25 protein-coding genes and 1 pseudogene are annotated in these 26,404 nt (G+C 64.1%); 11 read left to right on the top strand and 15 right to left on the bottom strand.

What is annotated here, in order from left to right; translation table 11 throughout:
- Nucleotides 1–320: 320 nt before the first annotated feature.
- Nucleotides 321–528: pseudogene (locus F462_RS13570) on the bottom strand (FCSD flavin-binding domain-containing protein); the annotation flags it as partial.
- Nucleotides 529–1,172: 644 nt separating this feature from the next.
- On the opposite strand from F462_RS13570, the gene F462_RS00835 reads away from it, so the two are divergent.
- Both F462_RS00835 and F462_RS00830 read left to right on the top strand, forming a co-directional pair.
- Nucleotides 1,173–1,493: a rhodanese-like domain-containing protein gene (locus tag F462_RS00835; protein WP_018874738.1), complete on the top strand. Its 321-nt coding sequence runs from the start codon at nucleotides 1,173–1,175 to the stop codon at nucleotides 1,491–1,493.
- Nucleotides 1,494–1,499: 6 nt separating this feature from the next.
- Nucleotides 1,500–2,228 (top strand): glycosyltransferase, encoded by a 729-nt coding sequence (locus F462_RS00830; protein WP_038050870.1) that lies wholly within the window; start codon nucleotides 1,500–1,502, stop codon nucleotides 2,226–2,228.
- Nucleotides 2,229–2,245: 17 nt separating this feature from the next.
- On the opposite strand, the gene F462_RS00825 is transcribed toward F462_RS00830, so the two are convergent.
- Nucleotides 2,246–3,169: an MBL fold metallo-hydrolase gene (locus F462_RS00825; protein ID WP_208854112.1), complete on the bottom strand. Its 924-nt coding sequence runs from the start codon at nucleotides 3,167–3,169 to the stop codon at nucleotides 2,246–2,248.
- A gap of 239 nt (nucleotides 3,170–3,408) precedes the next feature.
- On the opposite strand from F462_RS00825, the gene dapC reads away from it, so the two are divergent.
- Genes dapC through F462_RS00810 form a run of 3 tightly spaced genes read left to right on the top strand, consistent with a single transcriptional unit; the run spans nucleotide 3,409 to nucleotide 5,804 of the window.
- Nucleotides 3,409–4,602, top strand: a complete 1,194-nt coding sequence (dapC, locus tag F462_RS00820; RefSeq protein ID WP_018874735.1) for a succinyldiaminopimelate transaminase — start codon at nucleotides 3,409–3,411, stop codon at nucleotides 4,600–4,602.
- A 34-nt stretch (nucleotides 4,603–4,636) separates the two neighbouring features.
- Nucleotides 4,637–5,458 carry a 2,3,4,5-tetrahydropyridine-2,6-dicarboxylate N-succinyltransferase gene (dapD, locus tag F462_RS00815; RefSeq protein ID WP_018874734.1) on the top strand — a complete coding sequence of 274 codons (822 nt, stop codon included), beginning with the start codon at nucleotides 4,637–4,639 and terminating at the stop codon, nucleotides 5,456–5,458.
- The gene (locus F462_RS00810) at nucleotides 5,451–5,804 is read left to right on the top strand and encodes an ArsC family reductase (protein ID WP_018874733.1); all 354 of its coding nucleotides are present in this window, start codon (nucleotides 5,451–5,453) and stop codon (nucleotides 5,802–5,804) included. Before dapD ends, F462_RS00810 begins: the two co-directional genes overlap by 8 nt.
- Nucleotides 5,805–5,845: 41 nt before the next feature.
- Here the strand turns inward: F462_RS00810 and F462_RS00805 are convergent, their stop codons facing one another.
- Genes F462_RS00805 through F462_RS00795 form a run of 3 tightly spaced genes read right to left on the bottom strand, consistent with a single transcriptional unit; the run spans nucleotide 5,846 to nucleotide 7,597 of the window.
- Nucleotides 5,846–6,034: a hypothetical protein gene (locus tag F462_RS00805; RefSeq protein ID WP_018874732.1), complete on the bottom strand. Its 189-nt coding sequence runs from the start codon at nucleotides 6,032–6,034 to the stop codon at nucleotides 5,846–5,848.
- Nucleotides 6,022–6,804, bottom strand: a complete 783-nt coding sequence (locus F462_RS00800; protein WP_038050865.1) for a type III pantothenate kinase — start codon at nucleotides 6,802–6,804, stop codon at nucleotides 6,022–6,024. The genes F462_RS00805 and F462_RS00800 overlap by 13 nt, the downstream gene beginning before the upstream one ends.
- Nucleotides 6,797–7,597: a biotin--[acetyl-CoA-carboxylase] ligase gene (locus tag F462_RS00795; protein ID WP_026280122.1), complete on the bottom strand. Its 801-nt coding sequence runs from the start codon at nucleotides 7,595–7,597 to the stop codon at nucleotides 6,797–6,799. Before F462_RS00795 ends, F462_RS00800 begins: the two co-directional genes overlap by 8 nt.
- A gap of 114 nt (nucleotides 7,598–7,711) precedes the next feature.
- Between F462_RS00795 and F462_RS00790 the strand changes: the two genes are divergently transcribed.
- Nucleotides 7,712–8,461: a lytic transglycosylase domain-containing protein gene (locus F462_RS00790; RefSeq protein ID WP_018874729.1), complete on the top strand. Its 750-nt coding sequence runs from the start codon at nucleotides 7,712–7,714 to the stop codon at nucleotides 8,459–8,461.
- A gap of 351 nt (nucleotides 8,462–8,812) precedes the next feature.
- Here the strand turns inward: F462_RS00790 and F462_RS00785 are convergent, their stop codons facing one another.
- Together F462_RS00785 and F462_RS00780 are read right to left on the bottom strand one after the other, a co-directional pair.
- The gene (locus F462_RS00785; RefSeq protein WP_081911336.1) at nucleotides 8,813–9,127 is read right to left on the bottom strand and encodes a putative signal transducing protein; all 315 of its coding nucleotides are present in this window, start codon (nucleotides 9,125–9,127) and stop codon (nucleotides 8,813–8,815) included.
- Nucleotides 9,128–9,175: 48 nt separating this feature from the next.
- Nucleotides 9,176–9,793, bottom strand: a complete 618-nt coding sequence (locus F462_RS00780; RefSeq protein WP_018874727.1) for a hypothetical protein — start codon at nucleotides 9,791–9,793, stop codon at nucleotides 9,176–9,178.
- Nucleotides 9,794–10,262: 469 nt separating this feature from the next.
- Between F462_RS00780 and ppk1 the strand changes: the two genes are divergently transcribed.
- Together ppk1 and F462_RS00770 are read left to right on the top strand one after the other, a co-directional pair.
- On the top strand, nucleotides 10,263–12,347 hold the full coding sequence (ppk1, locus tag F462_RS00775) for a polyphosphate kinase 1 (protein ID WP_038050861.1): 2,085 nt from the start codon (nucleotides 10,263–10,265) through the stop codon (nucleotides 12,345–12,347).
- A gap of 114 nt (nucleotides 12,348–12,461) precedes the next feature.
- A complete protein-coding gene (locus tag F462_RS00770) occupies nucleotides 12,462–13,670 on the top strand; it encodes a response regulator (RefSeq protein WP_038050860.1) in 1,209 nt (402 codons plus the stop codon).
- A 255-nt stretch (nucleotides 13,671–13,925) separates the two neighbouring features.
- Here the strand turns inward: F462_RS00770 and ppx are convergent, their stop codons facing one another.
- The 3 genes from ppx to egtD are packed head-to-tail and all read right to left on the bottom strand — an operon-like array spanning nucleotide 13,926 to nucleotide 16,968.
- A complete protein-coding gene (ppx, locus tag F462_RS00765; protein ID WP_038050858.1) occupies nucleotides 13,926–15,425 on the bottom strand; it encodes an exopolyphosphatase in 1,500 nt (499 codons plus the stop codon).
- A gap of 2 nt (nucleotides 15,426–15,427) precedes the next feature.
- Nucleotides 15,428–15,940: a SixA phosphatase family protein gene (locus F462_RS00760; protein WP_038050852.1), complete on the bottom strand. Its 513-nt coding sequence runs from the start codon at nucleotides 15,938–15,940 to the stop codon at nucleotides 15,428–15,430.
- 5 nt (nucleotides 15,941–15,945) lie between these two features.
- Nucleotides 15,946–16,968: an L-histidine N(alpha)-methyltransferase gene (egtD, locus tag F462_RS00755; RefSeq protein ID WP_038050850.1), complete on the bottom strand. Its 1,023-nt coding sequence runs from the start codon at nucleotides 16,966–16,968 to the stop codon at nucleotides 15,946–15,948.
- A gap of 83 nt (nucleotides 16,969–17,051) precedes the next feature.
- On the opposite strand from egtD, the gene egtC reads away from it, so the two are divergent.
- Genes egtC through F462_RS00740 form a run of 3 tightly spaced genes read left to right on the top strand, consistent with a single transcriptional unit; the run spans nucleotide 17,052 to nucleotide 19,808 of the window.
- Complete coding sequence (gene egtC / locus F462_RS00750) at nucleotides 17,052–17,834, top strand: ergothioneine biosynthesis protein EgtC (protein ID WP_038050849.1); 783 nt, start codon at nucleotides 17,052–17,054, stop codon at nucleotides 17,832–17,834.
- A gap of 15 nt (nucleotides 17,835–17,849) precedes the next feature.
- Nucleotides 17,850–19,040: an SUMF1/EgtB/PvdO family nonheme iron enzyme gene (locus F462_RS00745; RefSeq protein ID WP_038050842.1), complete on the top strand. Its 1,191-nt coding sequence runs from the start codon at nucleotides 17,850–17,852 to the stop codon at nucleotides 19,038–19,040.
- Nucleotides 19,041–19,055: 15 nt separating this feature from the next.
- Nucleotides 19,056–19,808, top strand: coding sequence for an SIMPL domain-containing protein (locus F462_RS00740; protein ID WP_038050840.1), 753 nt, complete (start codon nucleotides 19,056–19,058; stop codon nucleotides 19,806–19,808).
- Nucleotides 19,809–20,212: 404 nt separating this feature from the next.
- On the opposite strand, the gene F462_RS00735 is transcribed toward F462_RS00740, so the two are convergent.
- From F462_RS00735 to F462_RS00715, 5 genes are all read right to left on the bottom strand, one after another.
- A complete protein-coding gene (locus F462_RS00735) occupies nucleotides 20,213–20,902 on the bottom strand; it encodes a hypothetical protein (protein ID WP_038050839.1) in 690 nt (229 codons plus the stop codon).
- 74 nt (nucleotides 20,903–20,976) lie between these two features.
- Nucleotides 20,977–22,197, bottom strand: coding sequence for a flagellar hook-associated protein FlgL (gene flgL / locus F462_RS00730; protein WP_038050837.1), 1,221 nt, complete (start codon nucleotides 22,195–22,197; stop codon nucleotides 20,977–20,979).
- A 22-nt stretch (nucleotides 22,198–22,219) separates the two neighbouring features.
- Entirely contained in the window at nucleotides 22,220–24,103 is a 1,884-nt protein-coding gene (flgK, locus tag F462_RS00725) for a flagellar hook-associated protein FlgK (RefSeq protein ID WP_038050836.1), read from the bottom strand.
- Nucleotides 24,104–24,165: 62 nt separating this feature from the next.
- Nucleotides 24,166–25,206: a flagellar assembly peptidoglycan hydrolase FlgJ gene (gene flgJ / locus F462_RS00720; protein ID WP_038050834.1), complete on the bottom strand. Its 1,041-nt coding sequence runs from the start codon at nucleotides 25,204–25,206 to the stop codon at nucleotides 24,166–24,168.
- Nucleotides 25,206–26,381 carry a flagellar basal body P-ring protein FlgI gene (locus tag F462_RS00715; RefSeq protein ID WP_156100381.1) on the bottom strand — a complete coding sequence of 392 codons (1,176 nt, stop codon included), beginning with the start codon at nucleotides 26,379–26,381 and terminating at the stop codon, nucleotides 25,206–25,208. Before F462_RS00715 ends, flgJ begins: the two co-directional genes overlap by 1 nt.
- Nucleotides 26,382–26,404 lie beyond the last annotated feature (23 nt).

Raw genomic sequence — 26,404 nt, 5'->3', positions numbered from 1 at the left:
CTTAATCTCATCGGACACTGTATTGCGCCTTGCACGAAGGGGCAATTGCGGCTTGCGTGCACAGGTAGGCGCCTTACTCCCCGGCTTCCAGCGGTATCCCAACACATACCCGCCCCAAACACGACCTCGGCAGCACCCAGCAGCTGGCATATGGCGCCAATCTAGGATTCCCGGAAAGAAACCGACCGCCAATCCCTCCCCGGACTCTCGACCGAAACAGCACGCACAGAAAAGCCGTACACCCCGGCATCGAAATGCCCGACACGATCGAACACATGAGGCCGAGTAGCCCCACCCGTCGTAGGTGATGTCCTTCAGCCCCGAGTGTATTCGGCTTCACGCTTCCTCAATTCCGCGCTCTCGCCGGATCGGCTTACGCCCCCCAGCAACGTCCACACCGGCCTGAGCTCCGTCCTTGTATCGATAAACGGCCGTAACCCTGATCCCGTTATCGGGCGTGATCAGGCTGTAGCAGGTGTTGGCGAAGGAGGGATTGAAAGGCTCCTGATCCATCAACTCGCGCACCATCCGCCCGTCAGCATTGAGCGGGAAACAATCCGGCAGTGGCCAAAGGGCCTCCATCCGACTTTCGCGACTGACCCGAGAAGTCGCTGAAGAGGTCAGCGGTGCTACTGGCAAAGGGGAAGGGATCTTTTGCGCTCATGATCACCTCGGGGACAGCTCCAAGACTAGCGCACGTGACACGCATCAAGCATGCGCTAGAAGGTCACTCAGATGCGCCAGGCCTGTGCCAGCTTCCGTGACAGCAATAGCCCTTGTCCCCACGCCTGTGACACTCCCGGTTGACATAGGTCGGTGCTATTCGTCATACCAAAGGGGGCGTCTTTTCCCGTATTTTCGGACTCTTACAAAATTCCATAGGCGTTTTGGACAGATTCTGACCACTCTTACCCTATCTATTTCGTATACGCTTAACCTGGCTACGAACCAGGCGCCATGTTCCTGAGAGAGGGCACCCACATTCGGGTGCCCTTTTTCGTTTCCGAACGGCACAAAGGATTCGAACCTCCGGACAAGTGATCAGGTTCGATCCCGGCGGGCAAAACGACGCAAGTGTGGTCGGGAATGGGAAGCCCTCAGTCACCATGCCTTCTTGCGGTGGGTTCTCCGGACCACTAGCGTGGTGGCTCCTATCGACCGGAACCCGCCCCATGCGCCAGATGTCGCCCCGCGAACTTCGCGATCACCTCGACCAGACCGGCACCCCACCGCTGCTGCTCGACGTGCGCGAGCCGTGGGAGTTCCAGCGCTGCCGGATCGAGGGATCGCGGCTATTGCCTATGGGCGAGATTCCGGCGACCTATCAAGAGCTCGACCCGAAACAGGAAGTGGTGGTGATCTGCCACCACGGGGTCCGTAGCCAACAGGTGGCCTGGTTCCTGGAACGGGCCGGGTTTGTCCAGGTGATCAACCTCAGCGGAGGCGTCGACGCCTGGGCCCGCGACGTCGACCCGCACATGCCGACTTACTGACCCCACGTGGTCAGCGCACCCCGCCTGTCCGTCATCATCCCGGCCTGGAACGAGGCCGAGTGGCTACCTCGCACGCTGGCCGCGACCCAGCAGGCACTGGCCAGTATTCAGCACACCAGCGAGATCATCGTCGTCGATAACGCCTCCACGGATGCCACGGCACGGATCGCGCAACAAGCGGGTTGCAGGGTCGTCTTCGAGCCCGAACGCCGCATCAGCCGTGCCCGTAACGCCGGGGCCGAGATTGCCAACGGCGATTATCTGCTGTTCGTCGATGCCGATACCTGGCCGGACGCCGATCTGATCCGCGCGACACTCGATGCCCTGGACAGCGGCACGGTCTGCGGCGGCGGCGCTCGCGTCGCGTTCGATCACCTGACCCATCGCATCTACCGCTGGGGTGCGGCGGCCTGGAACGCCCTGTCGGCTCGGCTGGGACTCGCCGCCGGCTGCTACGTCTTCTGCACCCGCGAGGCCTTCGAAGCAGTCGGGGGGTTCAGCGAGCGGGTCTATGCGGGCGAGGAGGTGTTCCTGTCGCGCGCGATGGCGCGCTGGGGCCACCACCACGAGCAGCGGTTCCAGATGCTGGAGACACCCGTGATGACCTCGGGACGCAAGGCGGACTGGTTCGGTCCCGCCCAGCACATCCTGGTGGTGCTGCAGGCCCTGCTGCTGCCCTGGAGCCTGCGCTCGCGCCGCCTGGCCTGGTTCTGGTACACGCGCCCGAAGGGGTGAGCGCCCGGCGCGCGCAGCTATTGGCGACGGTCGGCGTCGAGACGCGCCATCAGTGTGAGCAGACGCATGATGTCCGGCGGTGCGGTGTCGCCGCGATATTCGCGGTACAGCGTGTCCACGTTGACTGCGATCCGCTCGGCATCCCCCCAGTTGGCGTAGTCGCCCAGGGCGATGTCGAAGGCGGCTTCCTCCGCCGGCATTCCTGCTTCGAAACGCGCCCGCGCCTGCGCATCGATATATACCAGATAGTCGCGCACGCGCCGGGCACCAGCCTTGTCGGTGATGGGCCCGTGGCCGGGCACAATCAGCTCGACATCCATCGCCAGGATCCGGTCGATCGCGGCGATCCAGTTGCCCACCGGGCCGGCCCACATGATGGGTGTCCCTTCGATGAACAGGATATCGCCGGTGTAGACGACCCGGTCAGCCGGCGCATGCACCAGCACATCCCCCTGCGTGTGAGCAGGACCGACCTCGATCAGCTCCACTGCCTTGTCGCCCACCGTCAGATCCAGCCGCCCGGTGAAGGTGCGCGTCGGGAGGGTCAACTCCACCCCGCCGAAATCGAACGCATCAAAGGAGCGCTGCAGGTATTGACCCACCTCGCCCATCGCGCCGCTTTGCGCCATCAGGCCGGCCAGCATCGCCGGCGGCAGCTCCGGCATCTCGTCAGCACTCGCGTGTGAAGCAATGATCTCGGCCTGGTGCACCAGGCGGTTGCCAAAGGTGTGGTCGCCATTGGCGTGCGTATTGACCAGGAGGTTGATATCCCCCGCGCCGATCCCGGTCGCGGCATCCATTTGCGCGAGCATCTCGGCCGTCAGGCGCTCGTCAAACAAGGTGTCGACCAGCAGCGCCTCTTCGCCATCGCGGATCAACCCGGCATTGCTCCAGCCCCAGCCGCCATCGGGTTGCAGATAGGCCCAGGCGCCGTTCCCCAGGTCATGCAATCCCTTACGGTAGGCACTTGGGCCCCGCCTCCCCTGAGTCGTGTGGTCGTGGCTACACGCCATGCATCGCTCCCGATCGGAAACGGCCAAGCCTGCCGCATGGCCCGCGCGAGAGCAAAACCAGGGCATCCACACTGGCCGCACAGGAAGCGAGTGGATCTCCCATTGGTGCTTGGCTCCGGTATACTGCGCGGTCTTTCTTTTCCCTCGAACACGATGCCCGAGCCGCCATGAACCCGCGCCTGGACCGGCTACAACCCTATCCGTTTGAACGCCTACGCCGGCTGTTCGCGGATCTGCAACAGCCCACCGACCGGGAGCCGATCGCCCTGTCGATCGGCGAGCCGCGTCATGCGCTGCCGGGGTTTGTCGAACCGGTACTGCGCGATGCCTTCCAGGGCTACAACCACTACCCCTCCACCCGCGGCGAACCCGCGCTGCGCGAGACCATCGCCGCGTGGCTGCAACGGCGCTTCCATTTGGGCGTTGTGGATGCCAACCGGCAGGTTCTGCCGGTCAGCGGCACGCGCGAGGCCCTGTTCGCGATCGCGCAGGCCGTCGTCGCGGAGAAGCCCGGGGCACGGGTGCTGATGCCAAACCCCTTCTATCAGATCTACGAAGGCGCGGCCCTGCTGGCAGGGGCGGAACCGGCTTTCTACGACCTGGCGCCGGAGAACGGCTATCTGCCGGATTTCTCCGCGGTCGATGCCGCGACCTGGGATGCGGTGCAGCTGGTCTACATCTGCAATCCCGGCAACCCGGCCGGGGCCTGTATGTCCGAGTCCGCGATGCAGGAGCTGATCGGCCTCGCCGACCGGCACGACTTCGTGATCGCGGCGGACGAATGCTACTCCGAGATCTACCACCCGGACGCGGAGCCGCCGGCCGGCCTGCTCGGGGCGGCTGCGCGCATGGGGCGTACTGGCTTTGATCGCTGCATTGTGTTCCACAGCCTGTCCAAGCGCTCCAACCTGCCGGGCCTGCGTTCGGGGTTTGTCGCGGGTGATGCCGACCTGCTCGACCGCTTCGCGCTGTACCGCACCTATCACGGCTGCACCCTGCCCCCGCCCACGCAGGCGGTCAGTCGCGCGGCCTGGGCGGACGAGGCCCATGTCGCCGATAATCGAGCGCTGTACGCCGAAAAATTCGCCGCGTTCGTGCCGATCCTGCAGCAGGTCATGGACGTGGAACCGCCGGCTGCGGGCTTCTACCTGTGGCCGCGCGTGCCGGATGGCGACGACGAGGCCTTCGCCCGTCGCCTGTATGCCGAAGCCGGCGTCACCGTGCTGGCCGGACGCTACCTCTCCCGCAGCAACCCCGAGACCGGGCACAATCCCGGGGCCGGACACGTGCGCATGGCGCTGGTCGCCGAACCCTCAGCCTGTATCGAGGCTGCAGAACGAATCGCTTCGCTCTACCAATAACGATTTCCATTCAATTTGTTACAAGGATTACCTAATGTCGGATATCCAGAATATCATCGAGACCGCCTTCGAACAGCGCGCCGAGATCAACCCGCGCAACGTCGAGACCAACGTGCGTGACGCGGTGAACGAGGCCATGGACATGCTGGACAGCGGTCAGGCCCGCGTCGCCGAAAAGAAAGGCGGCGAGTGGGTCGTCAACGAATGGCTGAAGAAGGCCGTGCTGCTCTCGTTCCGGATCGCCGAGAACGAGTTCATCAAAGGAGGCTTCACCAACTACTACGACAAGGTGCCGTCCAAGTACGCCGACACCTCCAGCCGTGACTTCCGCGAGGGTGGCGTGCGCGTGGTGCCGCCGGCGACCGCGCGCCGCGGCAGCTACATCGCCCCGAACGTGGTGCTGATGCCCTCCTACGTGAACATCGGTGCCTATGTGGATGAAGGGACCATGGTGGACACCTGGGCCACCGTCGGCTCCTGCGCGCAGATCGGCAAGAACGTGCACCTCTCCGGCGGTGTTGGAATCGGCGGCGTGCTGGAGCCACTGCAGGCCGCCCCAACCATCATCGAGGACAACTGCTTTATCGGTGCGCGCTCCGAGGTGGTCGAGGGCGTGATCGTCGAGGAAGGCGCGGTGATCTCCATGGGCGTGTACCTCGGCCAGTCGACCCGCATCTACGACCGCGAGAACGACGAGATCCTGTACGGCCGCGTGCCGGCCGGTGCGGTGGTGGTGTCGGGTAACCTGCCGTCGAAGGACGGCAAGTACTCGCTGTACTGCGCCGTGATCGTGAAGCGCGTGGACGAGAAGACCAAGGCCAAGGTCGGCCTGAACGCCCTGCTGCGTGATGTCTGAGCTCGCGCTCTACGGCATTCCCAACTGCGATACCGTGCGCAAGGCACGCCGGGCGCTCGACGCGGCCGGTGTGTCCTATCGGTTTGTCGACGTTCGCAAAGACGGGATCGAGGAAGCTCAACTGCGCGGCTGGGTCGACAGGCTGGGCTGGGAGACCCTGGTGAACCGGCGGGGCACCACCTGGCGCCAGCTCCCGGAGGGTCAGCGCGCGGGGTTGGACGCGGAACGGGCGATCGCATTGATGGGGGAACACCCGGCGTTGATCAAGCGCCCAGTCATCGAATTCGAGGGTGCCGTTTATGTCGGCTGGAACACCGAGAACGCCAGCCGCCTTGGGGCCGCCTGATCTCAGGTCTTCCTCACGCCGGCCGGGGCGTGCCACCCGCGTTACTGATCCGACCCGGCATCATCGTTGACGCGGGGTTCCAGCCAGGCATCCAGCAGCTCAAGCTCGCCGCCGTTACGTTCCAGGGCCGGAACATCCGCGTAGGGATCGGGATTCAGGCGTCCGTCATGCCAGGCCCAGGTAAGGTAGCCCACGTTGAGCAGCACGAAAAACAGGATCAGCCAACGCATGCGGTCGCGTCCCAGCGAGATAACTCCCAAAGGCCGTCCAATACCAGGTTCGGGACGATACGAGCCTCTTCACGCATCAATGGGGCCAGCCAATAGGCATCCCCCCCGGTCAGCCAACAGGCTGCATCGGCCCGATCCCCGGTTCGTAGGCGCGCGACCAGTCCGTCCAGCGCGGCGGCCAGACCCAACCCCCAACCTCGTTCCAGGGCCTCGGTGCTATTGAGCCCTGGGCTTGTCTCGAGATCGTCCGGCCACTGAGTGGCCTCGCGTTGAGCAATGCGATCGGCCAGACGCGCCTGAAGCGCCTCCCAGCCGAGCTGGCGCCCCGGCAGCAGATAGCCCCCGGCATGGCACCCGTTCGCGTCAAGCACATCGACCGTGACCCCCGTGCCGGCATCCACCAGGATCACGGGTGCGGTACAGCGGGCCCTTGCAGCGGCCAGGGCGCAGTAGCGATCGACCCCAAGCTGTCCCGGGGCGTAGTCGATATGTAGTCCATTCGGCCCGTCTGAGGTCACAGTCGCGGCATGCACCGGGGCATTAACGCCGACCGCGGCCAACGCCTTAGCGAACGCCTCTTCACGCTCGCACGGTCCTACTCGCGAAAGCCATATCGCGCCAATGGGTGCCTCACGCACCATGGACGCCAGGGCACGCGCACAACCCGAGGGCTCACGGTTGGCACCGGAGCCAAGTACCTCGCCGTCGGCGCTGCGCACCTGCCACTTCACGCGGGTACTGCCCATATCCACCAGCGCGATATCAGACATGTTCACACCTCCGTACCGAGACCTCGCCCGAGTGCAACGTACGGGTCACCCCATCCTCGAAGCGGACATTCAGGCATCCGCTTTCAAGGTCGATCCCAAGCGCCCAGCCGCGAGCACCGGAATCGAGCACCTCAATGGGCTGATCACGCAGCATATCCATTCGCTCCAATTCCGGCGCTAACGAGGCAAGGCCTTCCTCCATCAGCACGGAATGCAGGCGGCACTGCTGAGCGATCACGTGACTGGCAAGCTCCAGGAGATCCACATCGACCCCGAGCGCCGCCAGGTCGATCACCGGTCGCCCCAGATTCAGCGTTTCAACGGACGCAAGATTGATTCCAATGCCAACCACTAGGCGCCCCGGAACCGAAGCGCTTCCCAAGCGTTGCTCCACTAGAATCCCGCCCAACTTTGCATCGCCCACCATCAGGTCATTGGGCCATTTCAGCCGGACATGACTGAGGCCGAACTCCTCCAGCGCACGGACCACCCCAGTTCCTGCGCCCACCGGATAGGCCGGAGGCACAAGCGACCTGGATAGAGGCCATGCCATGGACAGCGCCAGGTTCTTTCCTGGCGCCGAGTGCCACATGCGGCCACGCCGGCCGCGACCCGCCGTCTGCGACATTGCCAGACAGGCTCGGGGTGCCTGTTCCCGCTGCTCCGACGCCTGCAGCAGGTGCTGATTGGTCGAACCCACCGACTCCAATACCTCGATCACGGGCATCGCGACACCCGTCCCCGACAACAGGCATTCAACACGCACTTTAAGCCGTGCGCTTTCACGGGCCATAATGCAGACTGTGACAGGGTTCTCGGTCATCGGGATCCGTACTCGGCTCGGCATCCGGGCCAGGGGGAACAGGGCTTGCAAACAAGGCCACATGGTAAGCATTCCGGACACGGCGTGCTGCGCCTCACGGCGCTACTCGCGGGGATCGTCCTGGCCGTGCCCGCCATGGCCGAGTTTTTCACCTATCGCGACGCCTCGGGTGCCCGCGTCCTCACCGACGAACGCCCCCAGCATGGAAGCTACGAGACGATCCGCTCACCGAGCGGTTCGGGTAGGGTCACCGGGACAACAGGCGGCGGCGACTGGTCACCCAGTGAGGTCTTTGTGTTTCAGGGCCCCGGAGGCGAGCGCCTGATCACCAATCGGCGCCAGCAGGACAGCGGCATGGAGCTCATCGCCACCTATGGCCGCCCCACCGCTCGCGCCCGCTGCGGCGAGCATGCCCGGCATGCCCTCGCCACGGGCGGGGGCGCGTTCGCGGATCTCATTCGCAGCGCCGCTGCACGCCAGGGTGTAGACCCTGCGCTGGTGCAGGCCGTCATTCATGTAGAGTCCTGCTTCGATCCACAGGCGGTTTCGCGCGTCGGGGCCCATGGCCTGATGCAACTCATGCCCGCGACTGCCGCGGAGCTCGGAGTCCGCGACCGCTTTGACCCGGCGCAAAACATCGACGGCGGCACGCGCTACCTGGCGGCTATGCTGGATCGCTTCGAGGGCAACCTGGATCTCGCCCTGGCCGCCTACAATGCCGGTCCGGGCGCGGTCGAACGCCATGGAGGCGTGCCGCCGTTCGCGGAAACGCAGAACTACATCCAGCGGATTCGCAGCCAGTACGGCGGCAATGGGCGCGCTGGGCACCCCTGACCCTGAAGCCTTAACGCCGCGCGCGGATGTTCAAGTCTAGGGAGACGCTGATTGAATGGCACGTCCGCGCTCGAGTCGCTTTTGCGTGCGAACAAGGCGCGGTGACTGCCGTGCAGTCACTCTGCACAAGGGAACCGCAACGCCGTTCCCGCGCCCGTTTTTGATCAACAACGGGCGGCCGAGCCCCTGCTTTCAATGGCTTGTGGGGTTGGTGCCCCCTGTTCCCCGATCCTGCGTTGCGCCCCGAATCCATCGAAAACGGGCGGGTAGAACCATTACCCGCTGCACGACGCGCCTTGTCTCGGGAAACAGGGGACACCAACGCGGACGTGCGATTCAATCAGCGTCTCCCTAGGGCTTTTCGCGGCCACAGTTCCAGCACTGGGTGAACTGGGGTTCAATCACCTCACCACAGCGCGAGCACTTCCAATTCTCACCGTCGTGCTCCGGCTCGCCCTCGAAATACTCCAGGATGATGGCGCGAGCCTCTTCGGCCTGTTCTTCGTGCACCACCATGATCCGCGCCCAGGTCTCGGTAGGCGGGACTTCACCGGCGGCGCTGTACAGCCCCGCCTGGTTCACGTAGGCCGGAATCCCGGCCTCATGCAGCAGGTTCTCGATGAAACCGGCCATCACCGGGTCAGCAGCGGAGTAGACAGTCCTCATGCGGGAAACCGTAGCACGCGCTAACGGCCAGACGCAGTGACCGCAGGACTACTGGACCGTGCCCTGGTTGGCGGCCTGGAAGTACTCCATCGCCTTCTGGATGGCGAAGAAGGGTGCCTCCTCCAGTGCGGCCTGGGTATGCGGCAGATTGATGTCCGCGTGGTACTTGCGCATGGCCAGCACGTGAATCGGCAGTTCACGGGCGAACATCGGGTTCTCGAAGTTGAAGTACTGCCCCAGACCCAGCACCAGCGCCTGGCGCTCGTCGGCCGCCAGGCTTTCCGGGGAAACACGGACATCCGGCAACTGGCCGGCCTGCCCATCGACCGACACGACCACCTGACGATCACTGTCCGCCGGGCTCGGCACCGCATCACCGCTGACGACCTCCAGCTCCTCGGACAGGTCCAGATAGCCCTTGGCGAGGATATGACCGTGCGGCTGGAAGACCTTGCTGGACATGTTCACCGCCCACAGCTCCAGGGTCTCCTTTAGATCCTGGGACGCCTGCACTTCGCCCAGGGCAAACAACTGCTGGGCATAGAGGATGTCCCAGACCCACACCTGCCCGTATTCGGGCAGTTCGCCTTCGGCTGTCACCGAGACCTTGCGCAGTTCCGGCTGCACTTCGTCGCGGGCGTGCAATGTCAGGATAAATTCGGGCAAGGGACTTCTCCTTACGGCAGGGGGATGCCCTCTGCATGGTTGATCCGCCAATTATAGCCGCCGGGCCCCGTACACCGCAGTTCAGGCACGCGGCCCGGGGCCTTCGCCACGGCCTTGCGGCAAACCTAGTCATCGAACTGACATAATGTCGGAGGGGAACACTGGTTAATCTACACGTTCGCGTTGGTGCCCCATGTTTCCCGAGACAAGGCGCGGTGCGCAGCCGGTAGTGGGGCTACCGGTAAGCACCGCAACGCTGCATCGGGGAACATGGGGCACCAACCCCACAAACTATTGAACGCAGGGGCTCGGCCGATTTTGCGCGCGCACGACGTTGCGGTTCCCTTGTGCAGAATGCTGCACAGCAGTCACCGCGCCTTGTTCGCACGCAAAATCGACTCGAGCGCGAACGTGTAGATTAATCAGTGTTCCCCCAGACTTGCGGACCTACTTCTTCCGCGAGTCACGCATGCTGGATAACGACGTGACCGAACCCGAGCTTTTCCTGAACCGCGAGCTATCCCTGCTGGAATTCAACCGGCGGGTGCTCGCACTGGCCCAGGACCCGGCTTTCCCGCTACTGGAACGCTTACGCTATCTCAGCATTTCCTCCACCAATCTGGACGAATTCTTCGAGGTACGAGTGGGCTCCCTGCGCCAGCAGGTCGAGCTGAATGTCCAGGCACCGGGGCCGGACGGCCTGTCGGCCGCCGAGCAGCTGCGGCAGATCGCGCCACGCGCCCACGAGTTGGTGGAGGCGCAATACCGCACCCTCAACGACGAGCTGATTCCAGCCCTCGCCGCCGAGAATATCCACTTTTTGCGCCGCACCCACTGGGATTCCGCACAGCAGGACTGGGTGCGCCAGTATTTCCGCGAACAGCTGCAACCGGTGCTGAGTCCGATCGGGCTGGACCCCGCCCACCCTTTCCCGCGCATCCTGAACAAGAGCCTGAACTTCATTGTCACGCTGAAAGGCAAAGATGCCTTCGGACGTGAATCCGGCCGCGCGGTCGTCCAGGCCCCGCGCTCGCTTCCCCGTCTGGTGCGCCTGCCGCCGGAAGTGAGTAATGGGGGCAGCGACTTCGTGCTGTTGTCCTCCATTCTGCATTCCCACGTGGACGAGCTCTTCCAGGGCATGAAGGTGACTGGGTGCTACCAGTTCCGCCTGACCCGCAACTCCGACCTGTTCGTACAGGAAGAAGAAATCGACGACCTCCTGAATGCGCTGGAAGGGGAACTCCCGCAGCGCAACTACGGCGCTGGGGTACGCCTGGAGGTCGCGGACAACTGCCCGCAAGAGGCGGCGGATTTCCTGCTGCAGCAATTCCACCTGGATCCGGAGGACCTCTACCAGGTCACCGGCCTGGTCAATCTGAACCGGCTGATGGCCGTGTACGAGCTGGTGGACCGGCCGGACCTCAAGTTCCCGCCAATGGTGCCGGACCTGCCACGCGGCGATGCCACCGGCAGTGGCATCTTTGCCGCCATCCGCGAGCAGGAGCTCCTGCTGCACCACCCCTACCAGTCCTTCATGCCGGTGGTGGAATTCCTGCGCCAGGCGGCGGCCGATCCACGGGTCCTCGCGATCAAGCAGACACTTTATCGCACGGGCACCCGCTCGCCCCTAGTGGAAACCCTGATCGAGGCCGCCCAGGCTGGCAAGGAAGTCACTGTCGTCATCGAACTGCGCGCGCGCTTCGACGAAGCGGACAACATCGAACTGGCTAACCGCATGCAGGATGCCGGGGTCCACGTGACCTACGGCGTCGTCGGCTACAAGACACATGCCAAGCTGGCCCTCGTTGTTCGCCGCGACGGCGAACGCATCACTCGTTACGCCCACCTGGGCACCGGCAACTACCACTCCGGTACGGCCAAGGCATATACCGATCTGGGCCTACTCACCGCAGACCCCGTGCTGACCGAGGACGTCCACCGCATCTTCCTGCAGCTCACCGGCCTGGGTAAGGTCACCAAGCTTCGCCAGCTCATCCAGGCGCCATTCCGGCTGCACGACGCGATGCTGGAGAAGATCGAACGCGAGGCCAAGAATGTGCGCTCCGGCAAGACCGCGCGCATCGTCGCGCGCATGAACTCGCTCAACGAAACAAAGATCATCCAGGCGCTCTACGAGGCATCCCAGGCCGGGGTGCAGATCCAGCTGATCGTACGCGGCATATGCAGCCTGCGCCCCGGTGTGCCCGGGGTCTCCGACCACATCGAGGTTCGCTCGGTACTGGGCCGCTTCCTCGAACACTCCCGGGTGTTCTACTTCGAGAACGACGGTGACCCCGAAATCTTTCTGTCCAGCGCCGATTGGATGCCGCGCAACTTCTTCCGCCGCGTCGAGGTGGCCTTCCCCGTGCGCGACGCGGCCCTTCGCGACCGCGTGGCCGAGGAATCCCTGTTCAACTACCTGCGCGACACCGCCACCGCCTGGTCCCTGCAACCGGATGGCAGCTACACCCGCATTCGACCCACAGACGCCCAGGTGCCCTACTCCGCACAGGAGGCCCTGACAACCGGTCTGGCGGGGTCTACCGCCGGCTGACGCGACACCCATGGCCGGGCGCGGGGGCACCCGGCCCCGCGCTTGACCCCATCCTTCGGACAACCGAACCTGAAAGTCACAATCTCCCTGTAGGGACGAGCATCCGGACCCCCTATGAAGATCCTGATACTGGAAGACGAAGATCTCATGGCGGATCTTCTCGAGACACTCGTTCGTGGCCTTTATCCCGATTCCGACATTTTCCAGGCGAGTTCCATCACCGAGGCGCTGCAGCTCTGGGACGAGACGCACCACGATCTGGTGCTGTCGGACCTGTCACTGCCCGACGGCAATGGGCTGGACTTTCTGCGACGGGCGGCCATCGATGGCCGCGTCACACCCATTGTCATCATTACCGCGAACGCGGACCGTAACAGCGTCCAGCGTGCCGCTCGCTACGGCGTACGGGGTTTTATTTCCAAGCCCTTCGAAGCGGAACTGGTGCACGACCGCCTGCAACAGATACTGGCAGGGGGAACCACCACCGAGCCGCTATCCGAACAAAGCGGGGACGGCGCGGAGGTTCCCGCCCTGGAGGAAGCCCTGCATTTGGCCGAATCCGGGAACCTGAGGCTGCCTACACCGGTCGATCTCGACGCACTGCGGGAACTGAGGGCGCGAGCCGACACACTCCCCCTGTCCGAACTGGAGAAGGCCTGGCAGGACATTCCGTCCCTGGTCACGCGCCTGATCGATGCATCCAACGGCAGTGCACTGCGGCGAACCGACACCCCCAATACCTCGCTACGCGACGCGCTGCAGGTTCTGGGCATCCCCACCGCCCTGAATCTGGCAATGGCCATGGCCCTTGATCTCACCACCACACTTCAGGAACCCACCCTCCAGACCCGCGCCCGGCATTACCAGGAACAGAGCGAACGCATGGCCCACCAGGCTGCGGCCCTGGGTCGCAGCCTGCGGGCGGACGCCAGCCTTTGCTTTACCGCTGGATTGATGCACCGCCTGGGCGAGCTAGCGGTCATCGCCACCGCACAGCGCTGCGTCCTTAAGGGCGCCACCCTCGACCTAGCCGCCCTGGATACCGCGCTCGCTGGGGCCTGGCCCGCTCGAATGGCAGTGGCGCTGAAGTCGCGTCTGCGCCTTTCTCTCCCGTTGAAGCAGATGATTGGGGCAGCCCACGGCTTCGGTCTGGGCAGCGGCCACATCCATCTGCCGATCATGCGCACTGCCTTTTTGCTGACCAATGGGGCAGCGGACTCCGCTGAATGCCAGAAACTTCTGAGGCGCCTTGGTTTGTCAGACTACGACACGACTGGCGAGACGCCCGGCCAACAGGTCTCGCCCCAGGGAAACGCCAATTAGTGAACAAGCTTGGGTCTGGCACCCCGGGGATCCGGGGCAGGACGCTCCCACAGCGAGTAGCGCCTCTACCCATTCCTTGCAGGACTCGGGGCGCAACACCGGGTCAGTGAATCTGGAGTACAACTCCCGCACGTGACTGAAGACAGAGAGGCAGCCGCGCGATTAGATCATTAAGGGAGAGAGGCTTACTGGAATCCCCACCCGGCCAGAAGCCCCGACAAGCGCCTCAGACCAAGTGATAGTTCCTGTCGGCCCTCAGGCGAACTCGAGCTGCAGTGCATGGCGGGCCCATTCCTCGCGCTCGGCGTCGAGGTCGGCCCGCGTGAGGGGATGGGCATCCAGCCATCCCGTCGCGAAGCTCAGCGCGAGCCCGTCCGCGGTCGCCTCGATACGTTCCAGCGGCACAGGATCGGGTGCCCGCGAGCGGTGCAGCAGCACGGCCAGGCGCAACAGCACCGCCATATACCGAAACGCTCCGGCACGATCCTCCCGCACACCGCCCAGCAGCTTGGGTTTCAGGCTCCGCCGGTGCAGCCGCACCAGCAGCGCAAGCTCTGCCTGCTCCGGCTGCGAAAACCCGGGCAGGTCGGCCCACGTGAGGATGTATTCTCCGTGCTTGTGATACTTGCTGTGGGCCAGGGCGAGGCCGATCTCGTGCAGCTCGGCAGCCCAGTCCAGGCGCTCGGCGTCGTCCTCGTCCAGCCCCCAGGCGGCGCGTACCGCCGTCACCAGGCGTGCCAGCGTGGCCTGGACGCGTTCGGCCTGGGCCGCGTCCACCGCAAAGCGCCGGCGCAGATGATGAATGGTGCGCCCGCGCACGTCCTCGTGCCGGAAGCGCCCTAGCAGGTCGTGCACCACGCCCTCGCGCAGCGCCCCGTCGGAGGGATGCAGGCGCTCGATGCCCAGCGCCTCGAATGCCCCCAGCAGCACCGCCAGGCCGCCGGCGATGACCGGCGCCCGCTCCGCCGCCAGGCCTGGGAACTCCAGGTCGTCGATCGATCCCTGCTCGATCAGTGCGTCCCGCAGACGCTCGAGGACCTTCCGGTCCATGCCCGGCGCCGTGTCCAGACCCGACTCCTGCACCATGCGATCCAGCGCGAGGATCGTGCCCGAGGCCCCGAGCGCCTGGTCCCAGCCCGCCGCCCGGTAGGCGCTGGCAATCGGCTGCAGCTCCTGCTCCGCCCGCAGCCGGGCGGCATCGAAGGCCTTGCGACTCAGCTTGCCGTCGGCGAAGAAGCGCCGGGTAAAGGTCACGCACCCCATCTCGAGGCTCTCGGCCAGGACCGGCTCGAAGCGTTCCCCGATAATGAACTCGGTGCTCCCGCCGCCGATATCCATCACCAGGCGCCGGCCACTGTCATCCGCCAGCGTGTGGGCCACGCCGAGGTAGATCAGTCGTGCCTCCTCGCGCCCGGCGATGATCTCTACCGGATGCCCGAGCGCCTGTTCTGCCGACCGCAGAAAGGCCCGGCTGTCGTGCATCTGGCGCAGCGTGTTGGTTCCAACCACTCGCACATGACCACGCGGCAGTTGACGCAACCGCTGGCCGAAACGATCCAGGCACTCCAAAGCACGCTGGCCGACCTCCGGATCCAGCTGTCCCTGATCGTCGAGGCCGCTGGCGAGCCGCACCATCTCCTTGAGCCGGTCGACCTTCAGGACCTCTCCGTCCTGACGCCGCGCCACGATCATGTGGAAGCTGTTGGACCCGAGGTCAACGGCGGCGACGGTCTCGCTTTGCTGTGCATCCTGCATCTCTAGCGCGCCTCCCGTTCACCCAGGCTTTCAAGTATCTTGCGGGGCAGATGCCACACCAGCGTCATCGGTCCGGGCAGCGAACCCGCCAGTCCGCAGGCATCGCCCTTGCCCATATGCACCAGAGTCCGCCCCCCGGGCGCGCCCAGTAAACAGCTGGCCAGGAGCGACAGGTCGGGCTCGTGGCCCACAAGCACCAACCCGCCGTTCGCCGGCAGGTTGCGGGCCAGGGCCTCGACTTCCAGCCCGGCGGGTTGCCCCGGAGCCAGCCATTTTTTCTGCCGCACCGATACATCCAGTGCCTGAGAAAGGGGGATCGCCGTCTGCCGGGCGCGCAGATAGGGGCTGCACAGGAGCTCCACGCAAGCCGGCAGGAGATCGCCCAGCGCCTGGGCCATGCGCACCGCGCTGACCTGCCCCTTCTCGGTCAGCGGCCGGTCACGATCGGACCCGTCCCAGTCACCGGGATTACCGGCCTGGGCGTGCCGCACCAGCACCAGCCGCGGTTCCCGCATACCGTTCAGGCAGCCCCTGGCCGCAGCAGGAACAGGGAATACCAGTCCTCGGGCGCCGACCACTCGGCCTCGTGTTCCAACCCGGCCGCCGCCAGCAGACGAGCGACCGCCTCGCGGCTGAACTTGCGCGAGATCTCGGTGCGGATGATCTCGCCGGCCGCAATCTCCAGGCGAGCCTCGAGCTCCGAGACCTGTACGTCCTGATCGCGACGCGCCACCAGGTGCATCTCGATCCGCGAATGCTCTTCCACGAAGGGCGCGCGGTGATCGAAACCCTCGGGGTCGAAATCCGCCCCAAGCTCGGTATTCAGCACCGACAGCAGATTCAGGTTGAACGCCGCGGTGACCCCCGCCGCATCGTTATAGGCCGCCTCCAGCACCGGACGCGGCTTGACCCGGTCCAGACCCAGCAACAGGCGATCCTTTGCTTTCATGGTCGCGCGGATACGGCTTAGCAGGGCGGCGGCCTCTGGGTCCTCGAAATTCCCCAGACTGCTGCCGAGAAAGGCGAACAGTCGGGGGCCGTGGTCACGCGCGCCCGAGACCTCGCCCAGGTGACCCAGGGCGGCCGCGTAGTCCCCGCACAAGCTGTCCACCCGCAGTTGATCGAATCGCTGCAGGAGTCGCTCACCCGCACCGTCCAGGATCTCCCCACACACGTCGTTCGCGACGTAATGAGGCGCTGCCACACGCTGTTCCAGGGCGGCCAGCAGGTATTCGGTCTTGCGCGAGGTCCCACTGCCCAGCTCGAACAGCGCGCGGGCGCCGGATGCCTCCACGATCGAATCGGCATGGTGCTCCAGGAGCTCGGCCTCCAGGCGGGTCGGATAGTATTCGGGCGTATCGCAAATCGCATCGAACAGCTGCGAGCCCCGTGCATCGTAGAAGTACTTTGGCGGCAGGGATCGCGGCGGCTCGAGCATCCCCGCGCGGAAGTCGGCCAGCAACTCGGCGTGGGCATCGCGCTCTTCCACCACCCGGCGGCTGTAACGAGGGGAAACGGGTACAGCGCAGGCGTCGGCGGACATGCGGGCTTCCGTATCAAGAGGGTTTGCGGCACGCTAGCATGAAATCACCGACGTCCCAACTGCCCCCAGGGAAGCCCGGATCAATGTGCCGACACCTCGCTTATTTGGGTCCTCCGATCACGCTGCGCAGCCTGATCCTGGATCCACCACACAACCTGATCGAACAGGCGATCGCGCCCCAGGAGCTGGTGTATGCGCGGGTGAACGCCGATGGCTTTGGATTCGGCTGGTTCGGTGCGGGAGACATCGCCCGAAATTACCGTCGCGCCGATCCCCTATGGCAAGACCCCAATCTGGAAGATTTGGCCAGCGAGCTCTCGCAACCGCTGTGGGTCGCCGCGATCCGCAGCGCCACACCTGGGTTCGGCGGCGATACCGTGAACGCGCAGCCGTTTGCCCGCGAAGGTCTGCTGTACAGCCATAACGGTTTGATCAGCGGCTTTCGACCCAGTATCCGGCGCCAGATCCAGAACATGCTGAGTACCGAGGTCGAGGCCAGTATCCAGGGCACTACTGACTCCGAATACCTATTCGCGCTAGTGCAGCAGTACCTGGCAGACGACGAAAACGCGACGCTGGAAGGTGCGCTGGGTGAGGCTTTTTCAACCGTGGAGACCTGGCTTGGCGCAGACACGGCGCTGCTGAACGTCATTCTCTCGGACGGGCGTCGGATCATCGCCAGTCGCCACGCGGTCAATGCCCCCTGCCCCAGCCTTTACTACACCACGGATGATGAAACCTTCCCCGACGACAGTGTGGTCGTGGCCTCTGAACCATTAACCGACCGGGAACGCTGGCGCCCCGTGCCCCCTGGACACCTCCTGATCCTTGATCCGGATGAGCCTCCGGAACTCCTGGCGTTGTAGCGGGCTCCATCGGATATGAATGCCGTCCATCCGCTATCCAGCACGCCGGAACCCGACCTTCTGGATGCCCTGCACACGCAGCACCAGCGCCTGAACGCCGTGCTCGAGGCGACACCCCGCCAAGAGTGGCGCAACCAGTACCACCCGGACCTCAGCCCGATGGGCTGGCATTACGCCCATTGCCACTTCATCGAGGCGGTATGGCTACAAGAACGCATCCTGGGAAAAGCACCGTGCCAGCAGCATGACTGGCATACGCTCTACTTCCCCGAACTCAGTCCGAAATGGCGCCGCGGCGGTCGGCTTCCATCGTCCGAACGCCTACTGACATGGGGACGGGAGTGCCAGGAACGCCATCGCCGCCTGCTACGAGAGGACCCGCAGGTTCGCCAACACCCCCTGCTGGAACAGGACTATCTGGTCGGTTTTCTGGCCCAGCATCACGCGATGCATCTGGAGAGCCTGGAACAGGTCCGCTGGTGGGCACAGCTGACGCGTCTCACCCCGCCGGTCCCCGCCCCCACTCGACCAAGGACAACCACGTGGCCGACCACCGACTGGGCCTGGATTCCGGGCGGCGAGACCAGCATCGGGTCCGATGCCGTGATCACCTTCGATAACGAGCGCTCGCCGCATCCCATAACACTGGAACCGTACGCCATTCGTTCCCAGCCAGTCTCCAACGCCGAAATCATCGCCTTCGTGGAATCCGGTGGTTACGCGCCCGAGGAGCACTGGGGCCCGGACGGCGAAGCCTGGCTAAAACGCACAGGTATCAGCGCCCCCCTAGGCTGGTGGCGACTGCGCGATGGCGCCCACGTCCAGACCCTCCCGGACGGGACCCACACACTGGAGCCAGAAGCCCCGGCTGTCGGGCTGTCGTGGTTCGAAGCGAATGCCTACGCCCGCTGGGCCAATGCCCGCCTCCCGCATGAACACGAATGGGAACATGCGGCCCGTTCCGGCATCCTTCGGGACACAGGCCACGTCTGGGAATGGTGTGCTAACACCTTTCAGCCCTATCCCCGGTTTCGACCCTTTCCCTATGACGAATATTCGGCCCCCTGGTTTGACGGGGCGCACTATGTGCTGCGTGGAGGCAGCGCGTGGAGCGATCCCCTTCTCAAACGCCCTACAATGAGAAACTTCTTCACCCCAGACAAGCGCCACGTGTTCTCCGGGTTCCGGCTCGCACGCAGCTTGTGATTCCGGAGATCCATGATGTCATCACGCCATAGCCCCCATTCCACCCACCTTCGCGGCTGGTATCTTGCCGTCCTGGCCAGCATCATTCTGGCACTGCCGGGAATCGCTCTGGCGAGCAATGAAACTGCCAAACTGACTCTGACGGGACAAGCCGAACGCCAGGTAGCGAATGACGAGATGACCGTACTGATGACCGCAGGGGCCCGGGCGCCAGAGGCGGCCAGCGCCGCGGCCACCGTGAACCGCAACATGAAAGCCGCCCTGGAGCAAGCCGCAAAATACGAAGTGATCGAGGCGCGCACCATCGGTTATTCCACTCGCGCTATTCACGACCCCGACGACCGTAGCCACATCCAGGCCTGGCAGGTGGAGCAGAACCTGGAACTGACCAGCGGCGACTTCGAGGCATTGACCGAACTGGCCGGTGCCCTGCAACAGGGTGAACTCACGATCAGCCAGATCCGCTTCTCCTTGAGCCGCGAGGCACGCCAGGCGCATCGCGAAGACATGCTCGAGACCGCGATAGCCGACCTCCAAGCACAGGCCCGCGTGATAGCCCGGTCGCTGGGGTCCCGCCAGCTTCGCACTGAGGAAATAGAACTCCTGGACGACCATTACGACCGCCCGCAGCCCATGATGGCCATGCGCGCAATGGACGAGTCCGCAAGCCAGCCGGCCCTGGAGGCCGGGCATTCCACACTCAGCCTTCGGGTCAGAGGAACGCTCCAAGCGCTAGGCGCCGCAACCCTTGACGTAGAACCCCGTTAGGGAGCGATCCTCCCGACAGCAGCGAGGCGGAAAGCGAGGTCAAGGGCAGACTCACCACGAAGCGCGCGAAGACCAGAAGGAGGGCTGGGTCAAGGGCGATTCACAGGAAGGCAGGGAGGATTGTGAAGGGTCTGGGTGGCGTACCTTGGGCAGGGCGTGCGGGTCATCCCGCCCGGATCACCCCAATCCAACCATCCCGGCCGGCCGGCGCGGAGCGTAGAGCCGGGATCTCCTGGCCCTGCCACGAATGCCCCCGGGAAGCCCTGAATGACTGCTGCGCAGCTTGCGGAATGGCGGGGGTGAAGGGGCCGGTTTTAGGGGTGGAGACCTCTTCGAGGAGATACAAGACGAAGAACCTGTGTCCTTATGAATGAAACCGTATGTGCCCGATCCAGGCATTCGCGTCAGCGGGCCAGCTGCAGCGCCAGCTCGCCGTCGCGGACCTCGATGGATTCGACACCGGCACGGAGTTGCTGAAACGGTTCCAGCGCCAGGAGGTCCTCATCCTTTAGGCCGCCCAGCCAGGCATCCGGCAACGGGATCCCGGCAACGCTGACGCCCACGAGATGGGCGTATACCTGCCCCTCTTCCGTTCCGAAGCGCACGCCCGAGCGCACATTGATTACGCGACCGCCCAGCAAGGGGATGTCCGCCGGTACATCGATCCGCACCCGAGTGCTGACCTGCCCCGGCGTCAGCCGGATGGCAACCCGACCCGCCATGTCCGGATCCTGCGCAATCATGGCATTCAGCTCGCGCTCGCTGAAGCGCACCTCGCGCGCCTCGGCCCGTTCTTCGTAGAGCTCCGGCACCAAGGGCTCGGCCTCGGCGTCGAGATCAATGATGGGATCGCTGGGCGCCGAATCCGGGCGAGGCTCGCCATCGCGCTGGCCCAGCGCCTGGAGTTTGGCCTCCAGCTCGGCCTGTTCCTGAACGTCCAGGGTGACCGACTCCGGCTCGCCCGACTGCAGGTGGATAATGCCCCAGAATCCAGCCCACAAAGCCGCCAGGATCAACAGCACAATCAGATAACGCGGGGGCCGCCCAGTGGATCGGTACTGAATGGGCGCGGAGGGTTGTTGCTTCTTGGCCATGCCGGACTCTCGTCGATCAGAACGGCCTCATGTTCGCATAAAGGCGCGCCCAGGACGTACGCGGAATTATCCGATCAGAGGAAATCGAACAACGACAAGCGATTCACCTGGGTATAGGTCTGCTGAGCCGCCTGCAGGGCTACCTGCTGCTGGTTGAACCGGCTGATCGCTTCGGCATAGTCCAGGTCGCGGATTTCGGAAACCGCGCTGTTCAAATCCACCAGGCGGTCCTCGTTCAGGTCCTTTTGCTGATCGAAGCTCTTCAGGCGCGCCCCCACTTCGGCGCGGATGTCACTGAAGTTACCCAGCACGGCATCAAGATCCGCCAGTGCAGTGTTGCTGGCAGTGGCCAGGTTCGCGCGACTGCTTCCGCTGGCGCCCCCCTCTTCCAGGGCAGCAATAATCGCGTCAAGGCTTTCGAAGACGCTCTTGTTTTGCGCCGGCCGAGATTCCACTTCATCCCCGAGTTCGGGCGTACCGCTGAGGGTAATCGAGCGTCCCTGGAATGTGATCGCCTCGCCCGGCACATACGGACCATTGGCGACCGTGGTACCACCCCCATCCTCGACTACAAAACCGATCTCGCCACCGCCCAGATCGTCAAAGGTGATGGTGTAGGTGTCTGCGGTCAGGCCCGCCGAGTCATTAACGCCCGTCTGATCGACCACCAGGCGGCTACCCGGCTCGCGGTTGATCACTTCGGCACCAACACGTCCATCATTCTCCGGGATGTCCATGAACACCCGGGCGCCGGTATCGCCTACCGGCACCTTGCGGTTGGCCGAGATCGCAACCTCGCGGATACTCCCGGTACCATCGGCACCTTCGTAGCGCACCGCGCCCGAACCATCCTGCTGGAAGGGCTGCTGCAACGATTTGGTACCCGCAAACAGGTACTCGCCGTTCGGGTCCTTGGTGTTCGCGATGTCGAACAGACCATCCCGCAGTTGGCGCAATTCACCGGCAAGGTACTCACGCGTTTCATTGGTCTGGCTGTCATTGTTACCCGCAACCACCAGCTCGCGCGCCCGCTGTAGCAGGTCCGTCCCACTCTGCAGAGCGGATTCCTCCTGCTGCAGGCGCGGCTGGGTATTGTCGATATTGCGCTGGAACTGCTTGGTGGCCTGGATGATGCGCTCGAACTGGTTGACCTGGGTCGCGCCACTCGGGTCGTCAGAGGGACTCAAAATGCGTTCCCCTCGGCCCATCTGTAGCGAGGTCCGGTTCAATTCCACCTGACCACGCTGGATCTGATCGATCCCAGTCTGGAAGATTTGGGTGCTCGAGATGCGCATAGTCTTGTGTCTCCGATGGCCGCTAGCGGCGGACCGCGCCCAGCAGCGAATCAAACAGCGAGTTGCTGACCGAGATGACCTGTGCCGCCGCCTGATAGGCCTGCTGATAGCGAATCAGGTCCGCCGCCTCTTCGTCGAGGTTAACCCCGGACACCGCCTCGCGTTGGGCGCGCGCCTGCTCCAGTTGGGCATCGGCTGATTGCTGGGCGACCTGGGCCTGGCGCGTGCGTGTACCGACATTGGCAAGCAGACTGTTGTACCCATCCCCGAAGGTGCGATCACCGCCCACAAGGCGCTCGTCTGACAGGTCGTTCATCGCCAGCATGTTGCGGTTATCGCCCGGGTACCCGGCATTGCTGCCAACCTCGAATGTGTCCCCATCCGCCGGGGTTCCGCGGATCTCCATCTCCCAGCCATTCACGCTAATGGTGGTGACACCGTCCGGATCAAGGGCAAATGTCTCCCCTCCGACTGAGAATTCCTGCGTCGCGCCGTCGAAGGTGACCACCGCGTCCGCCAGCAAATCTGGGTCATCCGCATCCACGGCCTGCACCGAAGCAATCGTCGCATCACCGCTATTGCCAGCTCCACGATCCGCCCGCACGGCCGCAGCCGCCGCGATACCGGAAGGGTTCGTCATGTCCACCGAAAGGTCCCGCGCGCCATTGCGGGTTGGCTGAATCAGCCACTGATCGCCGTCCGCCGCGCCGAGACCATCAATATCAATCACCAGCCCATCCACCGGCTCCGCGACGTTATCGCCATCCAGCACCAGCGTCGTGGTCTCGCCATCGGACAGACGTGTCAGCTGGTAGTCCGTCCCGTCGAAATCCAGCCGGTAATCCGACGCCGTGAGTTCTCGGGTATCACCAAAATCCACAGCGGGCGTCCCGTTGCTGCTATTGCCTGGGAAGCCTCGGACCCCCGGGCTGCCGACATCAAAGATATCGGCGCCCAGTTGATCATTCAGATCCAGCCCGAGGTTGTTCTGCTGGTTGTATTCGCTACCAATACTGATGGCGAGCTGGCCCAAGGTGTTCTGCGCGTCGTCGATAATCCCCGAACGAGTCTCCAGCAATCCACCCAATTCACCGCCATCGATGAAACGTGAAACGTTGACTGTACCCCCCGAGCCGACGAGCCCAATATCCGGCGCCCGCGGGTCCCCAGTAAGTGACTCGGCCACCAGTTCACGATTGTTTCCGCCAAGCACCAGCGCCTGACCATTACCCACGAACACGTTGACCGCACCGTCGTCCTGCTCGGTAACACGCACGTTGATCTTCTCGGCCAGCTGGTTGAGCACCCGATCCCTTTGATCCAGAAGATCGTTGGGCGTCCCCTGAGTGGATTTGGATACGATCTCGCGATTGAGCCCGGCCACCGCCTCCGTCAAGGAATTGATCTCGTCGACGTTGGTACGGATCTGACCATTGATGATCTCGCGTTGCTCCTCCAGACGCCGGTCGATGGCACCGAATCGCTCCGCGAGCGACTCCGCTTCAGTGAGGAAAACGGTCCGCGCAGCATTGGAAGTCGGGTCGTTCGCCAGGTCCTGCGCCGCATCGAAGAAATCCTGCAGCACAGGGGTCAAACCGGAACTCGAGCTGCCAAGGAGGTCATCGATGCGCCCAGCGAGAGAGGCCTTCAGTTCCGCGTTCGACTGTTCGGAAATGGAGTTGCGCAGCTGGGTATTTACAAAGTCGTCGGAGATACGCCGGATCGTATCGACCTGTACACCCTGCCCCTGGAAGCTGCCACCCAGAAACTGAGGGGTCTGATTGGAGAATTCGGTGCGCTGACGGCTGTAGCCTTCGGTCGCCGAGTTCGCGATGTTGTTGCTGGTGGTCCCGATCGCGCGCTGGAAAGCCAGCAACGCCGAAGTACCAATACCGGACGTGCTCATAGCCGCTCCTCTCCATGGAGGACCGGCTCAGTCAACGGATTGGGCCATTTCTGCTTCATGCTCTACCCCTCGCTACGGGTAACGGCCGCCTCGGCCGCGACTTGAGTCGATCCAGCGCCCTGGTGGGCTGCCAACTGATCCCGCACCCGCAGGACCTTGTCCGCGTAGGCGGGGTCGGTCGCATAACCGGCGTCCTGCAGCTCGCGAATGTACTGCGCGTCATCTCCGGCCTGCAGGGCGCGGTGGTAACGCGGGTTGTTGCGGATGAAGTCCACGTAGTCGGAAAACGACTCGGCCGGGTCGGAATAGGCGCGGAAGCGTGCTTGTTCCCGTTGGGCCACGCCCTCACGGAACTCCAGCGTCCCCACCGATACGCGATCCCCATCCCAGCGACTGTCGGCCTTGATACCGAACAGATTGAAACTCGGCTGTCCATCGGCCCGTGTCGGCACGTGCTGACCCCAACCCGTTTCCAAGGCGCTTTGCGCCAACAGAATGCCCGGGTTGACCCCCAGCTCTTCCGCCGCATCGCGCGCCAGGGGCTCCAGCGTTTGCACGAAGTCGGCGGCATCGCGCGGGGGCCAAGTGATCGACGTCGATAGTGGCGCCGCCTTGCGCGCCGCCTCCGTCGACACCGCATCCGGTCGTTGAGGTCCCACCGGAAGCAGCCCGGTTTCAGCTTCGCCCTGCAAAGCCCGCAAGGTATCCAGCTCCGCACGGCGCCTCGGCAACTCAAGGGCTGCCTGGCGATCCGGATCGTAGAGCGTCTCGGAATCGACCGGCTGCTGGGCGGAAAGCTGGCGCATCAGGACCTCGCGCAACCCAATCCCGTCCCCCTGGCTCATGGACTTGGCGAATTCCTGATCCTGCATTTCCAGGTACATATTACTTTGATCATTGTCGAACAAGCCGTCACCCAGAGACGCCTCGCGCATCTGCTTGAGCATCTGTCCGATCAGCATCGCCTCGAACTCGCGTGCAACCGCTTCGAGGCCCTTTTGGTCGCCTGAACGGGCACCCCGGGCCAGGTCGTGGAGACCACTGGGGTCGGAGGCCATAGCCGCGCGAGCCTGCATCTGGGTGTCAACGCCCGAGCTAATCATTAGATGACCACCAACTCTGCACGCAGGGCCCCCGCCTCGCGCAAGGCCTCCAGGATTGCCACCAGATCGCCGGGGGCTGCGCCCACATTGTTGACGGCACGTACGATCTCATCCAGGGAGGTACCGGGGTCGAACAGGAACATGGTGTTGTCGCCCTCCTCGATCGCGATATCGGTATCCGGCTGGATGGCCGTTTCGCCCTCTCCAAAGGGCGCGGGCTGCACCACCTGAGGCGCCTCGCTGATTGTGACTGTCAAGCTCCCGTGCGACACCGCCGCGGGTGTGACCTGAACGCTGGAACCAATCACGACCGTGCCCGTGCGCGAGTTCACGATCACACGCGCAGGTGGAGTACCGCGCTCAATGGGCAGATTCTCAAGCTCCGCAACAAAACCAACCCGATGGTCAGGGTTGGACGGGGCTCGCACCTGAACCGAAGAGCCATCCAGGGCGTGTGCCACACCATGGCCAAAGGTGTCATTGACCGTCTGCACCAACCGATTGGCCGTGGTGAAGTCCGGACGATTCAAATTCAACGTGACGTGATCGCCTTGGGCGAAGGCCGTTGGCACTTCACGTTCTACAGTCGCGCCATTGGGGATTCGGCCCACACTCGGGACATTGACCGTGATGCGAGAACCATCCGTGCCCTCGGCACCGAAACCACCGACCACAAGGTTGCCCTGAGCGATGCTGTAGGTCTGCCCATCCGCGCCCTTAAGAGGCGTCATCAGCAGCGTCCCGCCGCGCAAGCTGGTCGCGTTACCCATGGACGAAACCGTCACGTCGATCCGCTGGCCGGGCTTGGCAAACGGGGGCAGTTCTGCGGTCACCATGACCGCCCCAACATTGCGCAGCTGCGGGTTGCCAGCATCCGGCGTCAAGCCCAACTGGCCCAGCATATTGTTCAGACTTTGGATCGTGAACGGCGTCTGGGTGGTCTGGTCACCCGTGCCATCCAGGCCCACGACCAGGCCATACCCGATTAGCTGGTTATCGCGAACACCGGACACACTGGCCACGTCCTTGACCCGCTCCATGTAGCTGCGTTCCTGCATGGCCGCCTGCTGCTGGATCGCAGTCTGGGCGGAGACACCGGCGCTTCCCAACCCCGCGACTACCAATGTCACGGTGAGCAGCAATCCCAGCCGCAGCCAGTCGCCAAAGGGTGTCATCCGACTGCCGGGGGCGCTATGTT

It is taken from the genome of Thioalkalivibrio sp. ALJ1, assembly GCF_000745395.1.
Taxonomy (GTDB): domain Bacteria; phylum Pseudomonadota; class Gammaproteobacteria; order Ectothiorhodospirales; family Ectothiorhodospiraceae; genus Thioalkalivibrio.
This window is presented reverse-complemented; position numbering and strand designations above follow the sequence as displayed.